A 14,950-nucleotide genomic window follows, 5' to 3' on the forward strand; every position below is an offset into this window, starting at 1 on the left:
CTTCAACATAAAGTTAAAAATTCTAAAAAATTATATAACTCTTATCAAGAGCAGGTGGAGGGATTTGGCCCGATGAAGCCCAGCAACCGACCGTAATACCATTGTGAAATGGGGCGTTTATGACGCCAAAAGGCACGGTGCTAATTCCAGCAGAAAGTAAAATTTCTGGCAGATAAGAGGGGAGAAGATAAACTTCAAACCTCTTTCTTAGTGGAAAGAGGTTTTTCTGCGTTAGAAAAACCTCTGAATTTAAAAAGGAGGAAAAGACGATGGGATATTATTCATTAACAGAAGTAACAGCTGTACAATATGCGAAAGAACATGGATATTTTGACAAGAAGGCGAATGTAGTTTGTCATGAAATAGGAGATGGAAATTTAAATTACGTGTTCAAATTAGTTGATGGAGAGAGATCAATTATAATAAAACAAGCACTTCCATATGCGAAAGTAGTTGGTGAGAGCTGGCCGTTGTCTATAAAAAGAGCGACGATTGAAAGCAAGGCATTACAAATTTTCGCGAAGTATGTACCAGATTATGTTCCGGTAGTGTACAGTCATGATGAAGAGCTAGCAGTTACAGTAATGGAAGACTTATCAAGACTAACAATTACAAGAAAAGGATTAATAGATGGAGAAGGATATCCACTTTTATCCCAGCATATCGGTCGTTTTCTAGCACATGTTTTATTTTATACTTCAGATTTCGGTTTACAGTCAGAAGAGAAAAGGGTGCTAGAAGGTACATTTGTAAATCCAGACCTTAGTAAAATTACAGAAGATTTAGTTTTTACGGATCCGTTTGGACATTACGATACGAATGATTATGAGTCAGATTTACAGTCAGTGATTGATGAACTTTGGAGTGACAAAATTTTAAAACTAAAAGTAGCACAATATAAATATAAGTTTTTAACGAGAAAAGAAGCGCTTATTCATGGTGATTTACATACTGGTAGTATTTTTTCATCACCTTCTGAAACGAAAGTGATTGATCCAGAATTTGCAACGTACGGTCCATTTGGCTTTGATATCGGTCAATTTATTGCAAATCTATTATTAAATGCTTTATCGAGAGAAGAAGAAAAGAGAAGTGTACTATTTTTCCATATAGAAAAGACATGGAGTTATTTTGTAGAAACTTTTACGAAGTTATGGATTGGAGAAGGTGTAGAAGCATATACGAAAGAAAAACAATGGTTACCAATTATTTTGCAAAATATCTTTACTGATGCCGTCGGATTTGCCGGATGTGAACTGATTCGTAGAACAATTGGTTTAGCTCATGTAGCGGATTTAGATGAAATAGCAAATAAAGAAAGAAGAATTCAAGCTAAGAAGCAAGCGCTGTACTTAGGAAAAGAACTAATAAAATATGAATCTAAGTGTGCTGATATTCAACTGTTTCGAACATTATTTCAACAGACAGTTTCAGGAGGCATAAAAGCATGAGTACATTTGTAACTGTTCCGAGGTCTGTAAGTTGGAAAGGTGATGCAATTGCGGTATTAAATCAAACAAAGTTGCCGCATAGTACAGAATATAAAACGTTGACGACTATTGAAGAGGTATGGAAAAGTATTGTAATGCTAGAAGTACGCGGAGCACCCGCAATTGGAATTGTAGCAGCATTTGGTTTGGCGCTTGCATCAAAAAAATATAACACGATACATATTGAAGAATTTCAAAAGATATTTAATAGAGATTGTAACTATTTAGGGACATCACGACCGACGGCAGTGAATTTGTATTGGGCAATTGATCGTATGAGAGAATCTATTCGAGAGATTACTACAATAAAAGAAGCGCAAAAAACATTAGAAGAAGAAGCGCTTCGCATTCAGCAGGAAGATGAAGAGGTATGCCGGAGTATTGGGGAACATGCGTTAACATGCTTTACAGACGGTGATAACATTTTAACAATTTGTAATGCTGGAAGTATTGCAACTGCAAGGTATGGTACTGCATTAGCGCCGTTTTATATCGGGAAAGAAAAAGGTGTACACTTACATGCGTATGCATGTGAAACGAGACCGGTTTTACAAGGTGGCCGTTTAACGACATGGGAGTTAAAGCAAGCGGGTATTGATGTGACGCTTATTACAGATAATACGGCAGCTCATGCAATTCGTACGAAAGAAATTGATGCAATTATCGTAGGGGCAGATCGAATTGTCGCAAATGGAGATACGGCAAATAAAATCGGAACAATGAATTTAGCTATATTAGCAAAGTATTTCGAAATTCCATTTTACGTTGCAGCTCCGTTATCTACGTTTGATATTACGAAACAAACAGGTACCGAAATTGTTATTGAAGAAAGAGATGAAACAGAAGTTACGAAAATTTTTGGCAAACAAGTGGCACCGATTGGTACAGATGTTTATAATCCTGCATTTGACGTAACACCGCATGAATTAATTACAGGTATTATTACTGAGAAAGGTATTATACGTGGAGATTATGAGCGAGAAATTGCATCATTATTTGAAAAACAAGCTAATACATAATAGCTTGTTTTTTTATGCCTAAATGTGCCTTTTCCCCTTATTTATATAATGAAAGGAGGAGAGAAGGATGGAAGAGTGGATCGGGATGATAGGTAATGTAGGCTTTCCAATTGTTGTAACATTATATTTACTCCATCGGATTGAAAGTAAATTAGATGGGATAACTGTTGCGATAGAGAAACTGCCACAGCAATTACTAAAGTACGATGATCCTCGTGATAAAAAATAAAGTTTGCTCTTCGTGAGCAAACTTTATTTTTTTATCACGCATTAACTGCCCGTAAAAGCCCGATTGGTGAGGGCTACGAATCAGTGGGGGATGAAGCCCCACTGATTAAAGTTTCACTTTATTGAGCAATATAACCACCATCGATAACGACAGCTTGACCAGTTATGCCTTTTGTTTTTTCACTCGCTAAAAACATAGCATAATCAGCAATTTCTTGTACTTGTAATAAACGTTTTTGTGGTACAAGTGGATAAATGACATCTTCTAAAACATTTTCAAGCGGTACATTTCGTGTAGTAGCTAAGTCTTGTAGTTGATTACGTACAAGAGGGGTATCGACATAACCAGGGCAAAGTGCATTAACAGTAATTCCATGGGTAGCACCTTCTAATGCGGCAACTTTTGTCAGTCCAATTACGCCATGTTTTGCGCTATTGTAGGCAGCTTTTCCGGCGAATCCGACAAGGCCATTAATAGAAGCGACGTTAATAATCCGGCCGTATTTTTGTTTTTTCATAATAGGAAAAGCGTGTTTGATGGCGATAAATGGAGCGATTTGCATAATTTTAATAAGAAGCTCGAATTTCTCAGTTGGAAAATCTTCAATCGGTGAAACATGTTGCATTCCTGCATTGTTAATTAATACGTCTAATGAACCGAAATGACTAACTGTTTGAGAAAGCGCTACTGTAATTTCTTCTTCAGATGTAACGTCACATTGTAAACCGATAGCTTGAAAGCCTTCTTTTTGTAATTGCTCAGCAGCTTCTTTCGCACGATCTTCAAGGCGATCAGTAATAACAACTTTTGCGCCTTCTTTTGCAAAAGCATTCCCCATTTCATAACCAATACCACTCGCAGCACCTGTTAAAAAGACAACTCGATTTGTAACCATGATGAAAAACACTCCTTCATAATAAAAGTTCCCTCATTGCTCTATTTAGAGGGGGAACTACGAAATTCCTGCAAACATTTGGAAAAAATCCGTTAGCTATCTTGTTTTACAAAATAGTCCCTGCTATACTATTTTGTAAAGCAAGATACTTACGCTTATCTATCTTGTAAAACAAGATAGTGGGAGGATTTCAATTATGTCGACAAGTCAAATGCTGAAAGGGATTTTAGAAGGATGCTTACTTGCTATTATTTCTGAAGGTGAAATATACGGTTATGAAATGAGTGAAAAGCTAGCGAAGTATGGTTTTACAATGGCGAGTGAGGGAAGTATTTATCCGTTGTTAATACGGATGCAAAAAGAGGGGCTAATATCAAGTGTAATGAAGGAATCTCCATCTGGTCCAAAAAGGAAGTATTATACGTTAACAGAAAAGGGAGAAGATGAACTGGATGAATTTATGGGTCGCTGGGAAGCGATGCAAAGTAGTGTAGAACGTCTACTTGAAGGGAAGGGAAGAAAATAATGCTATCAAGTGAAGCACAAAAGTTTTTGTTAGATATGAGATTGTTTTTGACCGCAAAGAGTGTGAAAGAAAGCGATATGGAAAGCTTTTTAGAAGATGCAGAGTTGCATTTAATAGAAGGTGAGAGTGACGGGAAAAGTGTAGAAGAAATTTTTGGAAGTTCGCCGAAAGAATATGCTAATGAACTTGTAAAAGTGATGGAAAGAGATAGACAGGAAACGTGGAAGCAAATTGGTTTTACAGTAATGAATATCGTAGCATTTTGGATTATTGCTTCTATTTTAATAGTGAATAACGGAAAGTTACAAATTTCACTTATTCAGTGCATTGGTTATAGTTTCACATTAATGTTAGCTGTGTTAGGCCCTAATTTTTTGCTTCGTAAAATGACCTTTGTAACAAGCTTTACAAAAACGTGGTTTTCTATGTGGTCTTTAGTCATGATCGCTCCAATGTTTTTATTAGGAGCTGTTACGATATTAGATGTAATATATCCTACAAAGATGGTTACATTCACCCAAATGCAAAGTTATATGTTAGCTGGTGGGATCTTTATCATGACAGTAGCTATAAACATGTATTTTGAAGGATGGTTTAAAAACTTATATTTAATTATTCCTCTTTCTATTATGTTAGTATTTCAAGCATTTACATCAGAAGATCTCATGCCAATGTTATTTCAGATTATATGTTTATACGGAAGTTTATTTATTTTAATTTTCGTTGAAATTATGATGAAGACGAATAGAAGAGAAACGGTTAATTAAGGGAGGGATAATAGTGTTATCGAATGAAGCACAAAAATTTTTAGATGATACTCAAGGGTATTTACGAACGAGGGGTATTAGAGAAACGGATATTATTTCTTTTATAGAAGATGCTGAAATTCATTTAATAGAAGGAGAAAAAAGAGGGAAGAGTGTAAATGATATATTCGGTCATGATCCAAAGGAATATGCTAATCAACTTGCGAAAGAGATGGAAGTTGATAGAAAAGGGAATTATAAATTATTGCTTTACTTTATTATAAACTTATTAGCATTCACGATGATGAAGAGTGTATTCTTTAGTGAAGCCGACCATCGCTTGTCTTATTCTTTAATCGAAGTAATTGGATATCCAATTATGATTTTTGTAGGGATTAGTGTATTAATATGGGGGATGAGAACAGCAGTCTTTAAACGTAAAAGAACTGAATTTTTAATTATGTATATAACTGGTGCAATATGGTTTTTATCAATTTTTAGTATTGCATTATTAAATGAATTTTATGGTACAACATTTATTAAATTTACTGCTACAGAAAGCTTCACTCTTGTAGGCGTAGTAGTTATTTTTGCAGCTATTGTAAATGTTAAAGTTGGTGGTTGGTTTACTTTGTCTTATTTACTAGTACCAATTGCATTAGAATTTGTATTTGTAAAGATAGATTTATCAAACATTATTGGAATGTATGTACAACAAGTAATTCTTTTCATTATTATTTATATGCTTCTAAAAATTCATACGAAATTAGAAAAAAGAGAAGTATACGAATAAAAAAGAGAAAGAGTTATTTATATGTATATGGAGTGGTTGTATTCTAGGTTTAATTATATTGTTCTCACAAAAAGAAATACATGATGTCTATTTCAATACTTTATTAGATAACACATCAGGATATATGTTGTTCTTCAGGTTAATAGGAAAAGGGCTGCTCTGGATATGCAAAAAAATTATTTCCAAAGAAATATTATATAGGGATTTTTAGAGGGATTACATTTATGTTTAGTTGCCTATTTTTATTTCTAGCAGCCGGAATTTGGTTTGTTGATTGGAATAAATTGTTTTAAACAGTAACAAGATTGTTACTGTTTTTTTCTTTGTAATAAAGAGCTTTGTAAAGAGAGTTCTTTTTGTTCGTTTGTTAATAAGGAATGAATATGGACGTTTTCTGGGCGGGGGACTATAGGGTACATCAGATTTGATGGAGAAGGGTGGTGTTCCGAGCCAGTTGGAGAATGAGGATCTGCATGTGTAAGTTTTCCGTGAACCCGCCTTGTGAATAAAATATGGCCAATTTCGTGAGCGAGCGTATATATATTTTTCATAGGAGCGGCTGAATTTGTTAAAACGATATAACCAGTAAGTTGTTGTTGTTTAGCTAAAGAGTAAGCACAGGCAATTACTGCTGTTTCTTTAAAATAATCACTGCCAATATAACAAATATAAAGATCACATTCTGGAGCTTCATTTACACACGTTTGGAAAAAGGATGCTAATTTTTCCTGACTTTGAATAGAATTTTTATAACTAATTTCACGGTCTGAAAAACGAAAAAGCTCATTTAATACAATTACTTCTTGAATTTGAAATGTAATGGGGTGCCAAATTGATTCTGCGACTGCTAAATCTTTTGCGATACGGTCTTCAGAAATGTTGGCGCCTGGCGTAATGCAAATACATATATTGACGTATGGATCCATAGGGAACACCTCAAATGAAAAAATTCTTCCTATAATATATGTGAGAAAAAGGTGCTATGTATGGATAAACGCCTTGTTTATTACATGAATATATAGACTACAAGTCGAAAAAATTTCATAGTTCTATAACGTAGTATGGTCATCTTTTTGATATAGTAAAGGAAAGGGGGAGAATATATGTATACATTAAAAATCGTTTCAGACAGAGAGGCTCTTTATCAATTTGCGAGTTATGTAAAAGTTGTGCAAGGGGTTGAAGATGTATATGTAGAGGTGGGAGAACCTGTATATGAGCATCCATTAATGAAGTTTTACGTACATATTAAGCTGGGGGAAACATATGATCAACATAAAGCGTTACAAGAAATAGCAAGATTAGTAGAATTGGGGCGTTTTACATACGTTCATTATCGTAATGATGAAATTGAAGAAGCTTTTGAAGCTGTAAAATATGAAAGTTTTAAGAAATAAAGTGAAAAAAGGGAGCGAAAGCTTCCTTTTTTTCTTGAAATTTACATCAACAAAATGAGAAAAATTTTGTTATGATAAGGGAGGGTGAGGAAAGGAGAGTTTACATATTGGGGTATATTGAAGAGTTACGTAAAGTCGTTGGTACAAGGCCACTTATTTTAGTAGGATCAGCAATTATTATATTAAATGATAGGCAAGAAGTATTGCTTCAATATCGTTCAGACACATATGATTGGGGTGTACCTGGCGGAGCGATGGAGCTAGGAGAAACGACAGAAGAAACTGCTCGCAGAGAACTATTTGAAGAGACGGGACTAAACGCGAAAATTATGCAATTTATCGGGGTTCTTTCGGGAAAAGAAGTGTACTTCCAATATCCAAATGGAGATGAAATTTTTAATGTCATTCATCTGTATCAGGGGCATCATGTGAGTGGGGAAGTTAAGCTTGATCATGAAGGATTACAGCTTCAATATTTTCCGGTAGATAAGTTACCGAATTTGAATAAAACAACAGAGAAGATTTTACAAAAATTTCTATACGCATTAACAGAATAGAAGGTTAATTCCTTCTATTTTTATTATATTAAATATTTTGATTTTTTAGTATGTTTATAGTATGATAGTTGTAGATATACATCTTATGGAATTTCACCTAAAAACTGACTAGGGTACATAAGAGAGGGGCAAGTACAAAATGCATAATGTTGTCATTACAGCTGCAGTTCGTTCACCAATTGGAACTTTCGGAGGAGCACTAAAAAATATAACACCAGTAGAATTAGCTGTTCCTGTACTTCAGGAAGCTGTAAAACGAGGCGGGGTAGAACCACATGAAGTTGATGAAGTAATTTTAGGTCATTGTATTCAAAGAACTGATGAAGCAAATACGGCGAGAACGGCTGCATTAGCGGCAGGATTTCCTGACACAGTTACGGGCTATACAATCCAACGCCAATGTTCTTCAGGTATGCAAGCAATTATGTCAGCTGCAATGCAAATTCAATTAGGTGTGAGTGATGTTGTTATTGCAGGTGGAGTAGAAGCGATGAGTTCGAGCCCTTATGCATTGAAACAGCACCGCTGGGGACAACGTCTACAGCACGGAGAAATTCGTGATACGGTGTGGGAAGTGCTAGAAGATCCGATTCATCATATTATGATGGGTGAAACAGCGGAAAATTTAGTTGAACAATATGAAATTACAAGAGAGGAACAAGATGAAGTTGCGCTTCGCAGTCATACATTGGCACTACAAGCAATCGAGTCTGGATACTTTGACGATCAAATTGTTCCTATTACAATAAAAGAGCGTAGAAAAGAAATTGTATTTTCTAAGGATGAACATCCGCGTGCAGATATTACAGCGGAAAAATTAGCTGGATTAAAACCAGCTTTCCGTAAAGATGGATCTGTAACGGCAGGGAATGCATCTGGTCTTAATGACGGAAGTGCAGTTCTAGTATTAATGAGTGAAGAAAAAGCGAAAGAAAAAGGCTTACAACCGTTAGCTAGAATTGTTGGCTATTCAGTAGCTGGAGTAGATCCTAAAATTATGGGAATTGGACCAGCACCAGCAATTCGTAAAGGATTAGAAAAAGTAGATTGGTCATTAGAAGATGCAGATTTACTTGAAATTAATGAAGCTTTCGCTGCGCAATACCTAGCTGTAGAGAAAGAATTAGGTTTAGACCGTGAAAAAGTGAATGTAAACGGTAGTGGTGTAGGACTTGGACACCCAATCGGTTGTACAGGAGCTCGTATCACTGTAAGTTTAATTCATGAATTAAAAAGACGTGGATTAGAAAAAGGAATTGCCTCTTTATGCGTCGGTGGCGGTATCGGGGTTGCCTTATTTATAGAAGCATTATAAAAAAGAAGCAGCGTTTGCTGCTTCTTTTTTACGACTCAAATAGATGATGGAATAATCGATCGCGATTTTCAAAGAAAAGTTTCGTCGTTTGATAATGCTCCGTTTCTTCTAAAGATGATTCGTGAATCCCCTCTTGTGTTAAAGAATATATAGTAGATTCAGGATAAGCCATTAATATAGGGGAATGCGTGGCAATAACAAATTGTGAACCTTGTTCAGCTAGTTCGTGCATTCGAATGAGCATGGAAAGTTGTCTCATCGGGGATAAAGCTGCCTCAGGCTCATCTAAAATGTATAAACCTTGTCCTGAAAAACGGTTCATAAATAAGGAGAAAAATGATTCGCCATGTGATTGTTTGTGTAGTGAGATACCACCATATGAGTCAATAACTGGATTTCCGCGTGCTTCTGGATCAGCATCCATTTCATCGATATAAGAAGCGACGTTATAAAATGATTCAGCGCGAAGAAAGAAACCATCGCTTGGTGTATTGAAACTTTTGGAAATTCGAAGATATTCATGTAAAGATGAATGTGAATTATTTGTGCTAAAACGGAAATTCTTCGTTCCACCTTCAGCATTAAAACCTAAAGCAATTGCAATTGCTTCAAGTAGTGTTGATTTACCTGTTCCGTTTTCTCCAATAATGAATGTTACATTTGGATGGAAAAGGAGCGATTGTAATGTTCGAATAGCGGGTAAACAGTAAGGATATGCGGAAAAGCTAGGGATATCTTCTTTTTTTAATGTGACACTTTTTAAAAAGGGTACGTCAATCAATATATAAACCTCAATTCATAACGGATTTTGATTTAAAAAAAGCAAAAAATACAAGTGTAAGACGACTTGCTAATAAAGTGCGCCAAAACCGAGATTTTACCAGCCGAACGTCATTCTCTGCAATATAAAAATGGAAAGAACGCTTATAAAGCCAACGAGAGCAGGCGTATATTTTATAATTTTTAAGTTCTTCCATAGAAAAAAGAAAAGTGTTAATGATATGAGAACTCCCATTTTATTTTCTGAATATTTCATGAGGATTATAACATGGAAACTATCATATTCCAATGTGAAAATAAACATTGCATGAAGGTCAATTCTCTCGTTATGATAGATGATATTCTATTGGAAATATGAAAAGGAGTTAAAATATGCCGTTTACATTTGCGCATCCAGCAGCTGTTCTCCCTTTTTCTAAAAAGCAGGTTAATTATATTTCAGTAACGGCTCTTATATTAGGTAGTATGGCACCTGACTTTGAATATTTTTTACACTTTAGACCGTATGGCGTGATTGGACATACGTGGCTTGGGTTCTTATATTTAAATTTACCTCTTGTCTTTCTATTAGCATACATATATCATTACATTTTAAAAAAGCCGTTTATAACACATTTACCTAAACCATTTGCTGGCTACTATACATATGCAGTAGATGAGAGGTGGGGACTTCATACATGGAAGGATTTCTTTGTATTTTGCTATTCTGCTTTATTTGGTATGCTCACGCATGTTGTTTGGGATGCGTTTACTCATAATACAGGCTACTTCGTTATGGAAATACCATTGTTACAAAGAGAATTACATAGTATTCCGGTGTATAAATATATGCAACATGGGAGTACATGTGTTGGTTTATTATTACTATTACACGTACTATGGAAGTATAAAGATGAAACAGGGAAAGATATTATTATAGCTTCAGAAAAAAGGAAGTATTGGGTTTCGGCAATCATTGTGGCAACTATTATATTTATCGTTCACGCGTTCGTAAATCCCTATTTTCATATTTTCCAAATAGGGGGTATAATAGTATCTGGACTGACAAGTTCGTTTTGTGGACTTCTTATTGTTTCTATAGTTTACAAGACTAGGGACTAATTTATTTTAATGAATGATAGTGTTAGGAGAAATTAAATGATGAAAGCATGGAAAAGTATTTTTGTTTTATGTAGTTTTCTTCTTATGTTAAGTGGTTGCTTCCATCAAGAAGAAAAGAAAGCTGAACCAAAGAAGAAAGAATCTATTCCTGAAACAAAAGAATATGGTGGGCGTGAGCTAAAAAAAGTTGGGCAAAAAGTGAAAGAAACAGGATGGGGTACTTTCAAGTTAGAGCAGATACATTCTGTGAATCAAACATTTGAAGTAGCACCAATGAAAATTCATGTACAAGATGTGAAAGTAATCTCTTTATCACAAATGAGTAAAGACGCAAAAAATACATTAAAAGCATATACGGCATTAACTCCTGACGAAGTAAAGCGTAGATTGGGCGATAAGGTAAGTCAAGAAGATGCTGAATTATATGCATCGCTAAGTGGAACAGAGATTAGTGATACGATTCGTTACGTTGAAATTACATATAAGGTGGAAAATAGCGGGAATAAAAATATGCAATTTTTCTCTATGAATGATGTTACGATTAATGATAAGCAACATTTTAAAGTAGCGACTCAAAACTTTTTATATGATGAAGATACGCTCGTTGGTACGAAAAATGTATCAAGAGAAGATTATAAGCCTGGTGAAACAAGAGATGGAATTATCGGTTTAATACTTGATGATGGAAAAGAAAAGGTAAAGGATATTAAATTTACAACGGATGATTTAATGGCAGGAGACACAGAAACACAAGAAACTGTTAAAGAATCACAAAGTTTTAACATTTCACTTTCTGAGTAATATGTTTTTAAAATGATATAAGGAAAAACAGTCAGCATTCTATATATTATGCTGACTGTTTTTTTATTTCTTTTATGTATGAATCTACATTTTGAAAAGGCACTTTAATTTTAAACGCATCTTTTTGTTCATTAAATTGTTTTTCATTATAGGGACCGAAACGTTTATTGTGCTTTACGTCAATAATCCAATAATGTTCACTTTTTTTATTTGCAATTGCTGCGTCAGGGTTATTTGGATCTGACTTTTCCTCTGTTTGTTTTACAATAATGTATTTATCATCCCAAGCGATGTCTGTAATTTTGGCAGGGATGTATTGTGTGGCATATACAGCATCTTGCGTAGGGAACAGTTCAAATGCATTTCCAGAAGTACGTATGAGTTCGTATTCATCGTTAATCGTATAAGATACATGGTTTGTATTTCCTGTACAAGCAGTTAATAGGACGGCGACGAATAGGATTATCCATTTTTTCAATATGGGAACCTCCTTTACAATGCTGTTGTAACACATTGTACAAGAAAAGTAAGAGAAACGCCAGTTTACAATGTTTTTTAGAAGTGGTACGATGTAACGGGTAAAGAAGGATACGAAGGAGTCGACATAAAATGAAGTTGAAGATGCATCGTCCAGCGCTTGTAATGAATCGCATAGGTGCTTCCCTAATTGACATGTTTTTAATCTCGGTTATGTATGGTGCAGTAGTAGCTGTTATGACCGGAAACTATAGTGCTATTTTTAATCGGTTTAATATAAGTTTCGGTGACTATAGATATGACCTCGCAGTAGTTTTCATATTAATGGTTCTATATTTTATTTTGTTACCTTTTATTTGGAACGGTGTTACACTTGGGAAAAAAATAACGAGAACAAAATTGATTTCATTGACGAGTGAAAAATTAACGTTGCAAACATTAACTTTACGATTTTTTGTATTGTTATTACCGAACATATTGTTACTTGGAATTCCGTTAATATGCAACGTATATATGATGTTGTTCCGCAAAGATAATTGCGGTTTTCATGATTTAATTACAAAGACAAAAGTGATGAATCTAGTATAATAAAAAACCTTTTTATGCTTGTACATAAAAAGGTTTTTTAGTATGGAAGGATATTTTTCGAAGTAGAAAGTCCTTTTTCAATAGATTGAAAATTAAGAAAATGGTATAATGAATGAAAATAATATCTTTATATAATGAAGGGGGAAGCTGTAATGACGGGAGGTAGCATAATCTTTTGGGGGATTTTAATTTTCATTGGTCTCGTTTTCGATCAGTGTAATAGTAAGAAAAAAGAAGGAGCAAAAAAGTAATCGCTTACAAATAAAAGAGTAACTTTTCTTGCTTGCAGACTAATCTTATAAAGGAGTATACTGAATGACGGTAAGACTTATAGAAGGGGTAATGAAAATGAAGCTTGCAGGAAAAGTTGCTATCGTAACTGGCGGTGGCATCGGTATTGGACGTAATACAGCTCTTTTGTTGGCTAAACAAGGCGCAAAAGTAATTGTGACGGACATTGATCAAGAGAGTGGACAAGCAACAGTGGAGGAAATTACGAATCTAGGCGGAGAAGCCCTTTTTGTATCCTATGATATGGAAAAACAAGGAGATTGGCAACGTGTTATCAGTATTACTTTGAATGCATTCAGTCGCATTGATATGCTTTTTCAAAATGCTGGTTTATATAAAATAGATTCTATTTTTTCTCGCCAACAAGAGAACGATTCCAATGTACTTTGTATTAATGACGTTTGGATAGAGATAAAACAATTAACGTCATCTTTTATGAAACAGCAAGAAGAAGTGGTGCTTAGTGACTTACCGATTTTCGGTATTATTAGCACGAAAGGACAATCATTTCATACAGTAGAAGCCCTAGTATAATAATGAAAACCGCCCTCAATGTATGTGGACGGTTTTTTTGTATGTTATATACAAGAAAAATTTTTTAGCGAATACGTTGTTCGGTTTGGCTATCAAAGAAATGCGCTTTATTTAAATCAAATGCCAATTTAATTTGGTCTCCAGGTGAGAATATATGTCTTGCATCAACACGTGCTGCAAAATCTTGATTTCCAAGTTTCATATATAAAATGGATTCAGCACCTAACAACTCAGCAACTTCAATTTTTGATGTGAAAGTAGTAGATTGTGAAGCCTCTAAAAATAGTAGTTCATCATGAATATCTTCAGGACGAATTCCTAAAACGATTTCCTTATTAACATAACCTTGTTCACGTAATAATTTCATTTTTCCTTCAGATACTTTGATTTTCAATGAATTATCTATAACGAAATCAGTTTCAGTTAATGTACCACGGAAGAAATTCATCGCTGGAGAGCCGATAAATCCGCCAACAAAAATGTTTTCAGGTGTTTCATATACTTCTTTTGGAGTTCCAATTTGTTGAATCTTTCCGTCCTTCATAACAACAAGACGGGAAGCCATTGTCATTGCTTCTGTTTGATCATGTGTTACATAAATTGTCGTTGTTCCAAGGCGATGGTGTAACTTAGAAATTTCTGAGCGCATTGCAACACGGAGTTTTGCATCTAAGTTTGATAATGGTTCATCCATTAAGAAAACTTTCGCGTCTCGAACGATTGCTCTACCTAACGCAACACGTTGGCGTTGTCCACCTGATAACGCTTTTGGTTTTCTATCTAAATATTGTTCAAGCCCTAAAATTCGTGCGGCATCTTTCACACGACGATCGATTTCATCTTTTGGTATTTTTCGAAGCTTTAATCCAAATGCCATATTATCATATACACTCATATGTGGATAAAGAGCATAGTTTTGGAAAACCATTGCGATATCACGATCTTTTGGAGGAACATCATTCATTAGCTTACCATCAATTGAAAATTCTCCTTTTGAAATATCTTCAAGTCCAGCTACCATTCGTAATGTTGTAGATTTTCCGCATCCAGAAGGACCAACAAATACGATAAACTCTTTATCTTGAATGTGTAAATTAAAATCTGTTACAGCGGTTACGTTATTATCATATATTTTATAAATGTTTTCTAATTTCAGTTCTGCCATGGTATTTCCCCCTAGAAAAAATTATGCAAACGTTTTCTTTGAGTTTATTATAAACGAATAGATTCAAAAAATAAATAAAAAAATAAAACGTTTTCATTTATTCGAGTGATATGTAGTAGTTTTCATATGTTTTCCTAGAAAAAGAAGGATAAAAATTGTAAGCGCTATTTTAAATTAAGATAGAATCTGTTATCATTCATTAGTGAAAACGTTTGCGCCTTGGGAGAAAGAGAAAAATGAATTACT

The 14,950-nt window shown here is 34.6% G+C and carries 19 protein-coding genes, 2 pseudogenes and 1 riboswitch; of the genes and pseudogenes, 15 read left to right on the plus strand and 6 right to left on the minus strand.

Annotated features, from left to right (window positions below; genetic code table 11):
* The first annotated feature begins 38 nt into the window (after positions 1–38).
* A riboswitch (SAM riboswitch) is annotated at positions 39–179 on the plus strand.
* Between the two features lie 90 nt (positions 180–269).
* The 3 genes from mtnK (at position 270) to JDS81_RS03495 (ending at position 2,738) form a co-directional block, all read left to right on the plus strand.
* Positions 270–1,451 (plus strand): S-methyl-5-thioribose kinase, encoded by a 1,182-nt coding sequence (gene mtnK / locus JDS81_RS03485; protein ID WP_097953027.1) that lies wholly within the window; start codon positions 270–272, stop codon positions 1,449–1,451.
* On the plus strand, positions 1,448–2,509 hold the full coding sequence (gene mtnA / locus JDS81_RS03490) for an S-methyl-5-thioribose-1-phosphate isomerase (RefSeq protein WP_097953028.1): 1,062 nt from the start codon (positions 1,448–1,450) through the stop codon (positions 2,507–2,509). Before mtnK ends, mtnA begins: the two co-directional genes overlap by 4 nt.
* A gap of 67 nt (positions 2,510–2,576) precedes the next feature.
* The gene (locus JDS81_RS03495; RefSeq protein WP_000393323.1) at positions 2,577–2,738 is read left to right on the plus strand and encodes a YvrJ family protein; all 162 of its coding nucleotides are present in this window, start codon (positions 2,577–2,579) and stop codon (positions 2,736–2,738) included.
* A gap of 118 nt (positions 2,739–2,856) precedes the next feature.
* Here the strand turns inward: JDS81_RS03495 and JDS81_RS03500 are convergent, their stop codons facing one another.
* Positions 2,857–3,633, minus strand: coding sequence for a 3-hydroxybutyrate dehydrogenase (locus JDS81_RS03500; RefSeq protein ID WP_097953029.1), 777 nt, complete (start codon positions 3,631–3,633; stop codon positions 2,857–2,859).
* 196 nt (positions 3,634–3,829) lie between these two features.
* Between JDS81_RS03500 and JDS81_RS03505 the strand changes: the two genes are divergently transcribed.
* From JDS81_RS03505 to JDS81_RS30265, 4 genes and pseudogenes are all read left to right on the plus strand, one after another.
* Complete coding sequence (locus tag JDS81_RS03505) at positions 3,830–4,159, plus strand: PadR family transcriptional regulator (RefSeq protein WP_000107973.1); 330 nt, start codon at positions 3,830–3,832, stop codon at positions 4,157–4,159.
* Positions 4,159–4,926: a DUF1129 domain-containing protein gene (locus JDS81_RS03510; RefSeq protein WP_097953030.1), complete on the plus strand. Its 768-nt coding sequence runs from the start codon at positions 4,159–4,161 to the stop codon at positions 4,924–4,926. The genes JDS81_RS03505 and JDS81_RS03510 overlap by 1 nt, the downstream gene beginning before the upstream one ends.
* A 13-nt stretch (positions 4,927–4,939) precedes the next feature.
* Positions 4,940–5,698, plus strand: coding sequence for a DUF1129 domain-containing protein (locus JDS81_RS03515; protein WP_142316303.1), 759 nt, complete (start codon positions 4,940–4,942; stop codon positions 5,696–5,698).
* A gap of 19 nt (positions 5,699–5,717) precedes the next feature.
* Positions 5,718–5,991 (plus strand): annotated as a pseudogene (locus JDS81_RS30265) (DNA-binding protein).
* Between the two features lie 15 nt (positions 5,992–6,006).
* Here JDS81_RS30265 and JDS81_RS03520 read toward each other — a convergent pair.
* The gene (locus JDS81_RS03520; protein ID WP_000371630.1) at positions 6,007–6,624 is read right to left on the minus strand and encodes an ImmA/IrrE family metallo-endopeptidase; all 618 of its coding nucleotides are present in this window, start codon (positions 6,622–6,624) and stop codon (positions 6,007–6,009) included.
* Positions 6,625–6,801: 177 nt separating this feature from the next.
* Between JDS81_RS03520 and JDS81_RS03525 the strand changes: the two genes are divergently transcribed.
* The 3 genes from JDS81_RS03525 (at position 6,802) to JDS81_RS03535 (ending at position 8,967) form a co-directional block, all read left to right on the plus strand.
* A complete protein-coding gene (locus JDS81_RS03525) occupies positions 6,802–7,095 on the plus strand; it encodes a DUF3928 family protein (RefSeq protein ID WP_000288323.1) in 294 nt (97 codons plus the stop codon).
* A gap of 107 nt (positions 7,096–7,202) precedes the next feature.
* Entirely contained in the window at positions 7,203–7,652 is a 450-nt protein-coding gene (locus tag JDS81_RS03530) for an NUDIX hydrolase (RefSeq protein ID WP_000540531.1), read from the plus strand.
* Positions 7,653–7,791: 139 nt separating this feature from the next.
* A complete protein-coding gene (locus JDS81_RS03535) occupies positions 7,792–8,967 on the plus strand; it encodes an acetyl-CoA C-acetyltransferase (RefSeq protein WP_000552062.1) in 1,176 nt (391 codons plus the stop codon).
* Between the two features lie 28 nt (positions 8,968–8,995).
* Here JDS81_RS03535 and JDS81_RS03540 read toward each other — a convergent pair whose 3' ends face one another.
* A complete protein-coding gene (locus JDS81_RS03540) occupies positions 8,996–9,748 on the minus strand; it encodes an AAA family ATPase (protein WP_000567990.1) in 753 nt (250 codons plus the stop codon).
* 10 nt (positions 9,749–9,758) lie between these two features.
* Positions 9,759–10,003, minus strand: a pseudogene (locus JDS81_RS30890) (hypothetical protein).
* Positions 10,004–10,119: 116 nt separating this feature from the next.
* On the opposite strand from JDS81_RS30890, the gene JDS81_RS03545 reads away from it, so the two are divergent.
* A complete protein-coding gene (locus tag JDS81_RS03545) occupies positions 10,120–10,848 on the plus strand; it encodes a DUF4184 family protein (protein WP_001116887.1) in 729 nt (242 codons plus the stop codon).
* A gap of 36 nt (positions 10,849–10,884) precedes the next feature.
* Positions 10,885–11,649 (plus strand): hypothetical protein, encoded by a 765-nt coding sequence (locus JDS81_RS03550; protein WP_097953033.1) that lies wholly within the window; start codon positions 10,885–10,887, stop codon positions 11,647–11,649.
* Positions 11,650–11,695: 46 nt separating this feature from the next.
* Here the strand turns inward: JDS81_RS03550 and JDS81_RS03555 are convergent, their stop codons facing one another.
* On the minus strand, positions 11,696–12,127 hold the full coding sequence (locus JDS81_RS03555; protein WP_000758796.1) for a DUF3997 domain-containing protein: 432 nt from the start codon (positions 12,125–12,127) through the stop codon (positions 11,696–11,698).
* Between the two features lie 131 nt (positions 12,128–12,258).
* Between JDS81_RS03555 and JDS81_RS03560 the strand changes: the two genes are divergently transcribed.
* The 3 genes from JDS81_RS03560 to JDS81_RS03570 all read left to right on the plus strand — a co-directional run bounded on the left by JDS81_RS03560 (position 12,259) and on the right by JDS81_RS03570 (position 13,539).
* Complete coding sequence (locus tag JDS81_RS03560; RefSeq protein WP_000769092.1) at positions 12,259–12,714, plus strand: RDD family protein; 456 nt, start codon at positions 12,259–12,261, stop codon at positions 12,712–12,714.
* 152 nt (positions 12,715–12,866) lie between these two features.
* A complete protein-coding gene (locus JDS81_RS03565; protein ID WP_097953034.1) occupies positions 12,867–12,965 on the plus strand; it encodes a flagellar motor protein in 99 nt (32 codons plus the stop codon).
* Between the two features lie 64 nt (positions 12,966–13,029).
* Positions 13,030–13,539: an SDR family NAD(P)-dependent oxidoreductase gene (locus JDS81_RS03570; protein ID WP_000218418.1), complete on the plus strand. Its 510-nt coding sequence runs from the start codon at positions 13,030–13,032 to the stop codon at positions 13,537–13,539.
* Positions 13,540–13,603: 64 nt separating this feature from the next.
* Here the strand turns inward: JDS81_RS03570 and JDS81_RS03575 are convergent, their stop codons facing one another.
* Positions 13,604–14,704 (minus strand): ABC transporter ATP-binding protein, encoded by a 1,101-nt coding sequence (locus tag JDS81_RS03575; RefSeq protein WP_000818938.1) that lies wholly within the window; start codon positions 14,702–14,704, stop codon positions 13,604–13,606.
* Positions 14,705–14,950: the final 246 nt, after the last annotated feature.

This window comes from Bacillus cereus group sp. N31 (assembly GCF_016483245.1).
Taxonomy (GTDB): Bacteria; Bacillota; Bacilli; order Bacillales; family Bacillaceae_G; genus Bacillus_A; species Bacillus_A toyonensis.

What these genes read in the sequence shown, in the direction of transcription:
- mtnK (WP_097953027.1), top strand. Translation starts at nt 270, where the DNA reads ATGGGATATTATTCATTAACAGAAGTAACAGCTGTACAATATGCGAAA.
- mtnA (WP_097953028.1), top strand. Translation starts at nt 1,448, where the DNA reads ATGAGTACATTTGTAACTGTTCCGAGGTCTGTAAGTTGGAAAGGTGAT.
- JDS81_RS03495 (WP_000393323.1), top strand. Translation starts at nt 2,577, where the DNA reads ATGGAAGAGTGGATCGGGATGATAGGTAATGTAGGCTTTCCAATTGTT.
- JDS81_RS03500 (WP_097953029.1), bottom strand. Translation starts at nt 3,633, where the DNA reads ATGGTTACAAATCGAGTTGTCTTTTTAACAGGTGCTGCGAGTGGTATT.
- JDS81_RS03505 (WP_000107973.1), top strand. Translation starts at nt 3,830, where the DNA reads ATGTCGACAAGTCAAATGCTGAAAGGGATTTTAGAAGGATGCTTACTT.
- JDS81_RS03510 (WP_097953030.1), top strand. Translation starts at nt 4,159, where the DNA reads ATGCTATCAAGTGAAGCACAAAAGTTTTTGTTAGATATGAGATTGTTT.
- JDS81_RS03520 (WP_000371630.1), bottom strand. Translation starts at nt 6,624, where the DNA reads ATGGATCCATACGTCAATATATGTATTTGCATTACGCCAGGCGCCAAC.
- JDS81_RS03525 (WP_000288323.1), top strand. Translation starts at nt 6,802, where the DNA reads ATGTATACATTAAAAATCGTTTCAGACAGAGAGGCTCTTTATCAATTT.
- JDS81_RS03535 (WP_000552062.1), top strand. Translation starts at nt 7,792, where the DNA reads ATGCATAATGTTGTCATTACAGCTGCAGTTCGTTCACCAATTGGAACT.
- JDS81_RS03545 (WP_001116887.1), top strand. Translation starts at nt 10,120, where the DNA reads ATGCCGTTTACATTTGCGCATCCAGCAGCTGTTCTCCCTTTTTCTAAA.
- JDS81_RS03550 (WP_097953033.1), top strand. Translation starts at nt 10,885, where the DNA reads ATGATGAAAGCATGGAAAAGTATTTTTGTTTTATGTAGTTTTCTTCTT.
- JDS81_RS03560 (WP_000769092.1), top strand. Translation starts at nt 12,259, where the DNA reads ATGAAGTTGAAGATGCATCGTCCAGCGCTTGTAATGAATCGCATAGGT.
- JDS81_RS03565 (WP_097953034.1), top strand. Translation starts at nt 12,867, where the DNA reads ATGACGGGAGGTAGCATAATCTTTTGGGGGATTTTAATTTTCATTGGT.
- JDS81_RS03570 (WP_000218418.1), top strand. Translation starts at nt 13,030, where the DNA reads ATGACGGTAAGACTTATAGAAGGGGTAATGAAAATGAAGCTTGCAGGA.
- JDS81_RS03575 (WP_000818938.1), bottom strand. Translation starts at nt 14,704, where the DNA reads ATGGCAGAACTGAAATTAGAAAACATTTATAAAATATATGATAATAAC.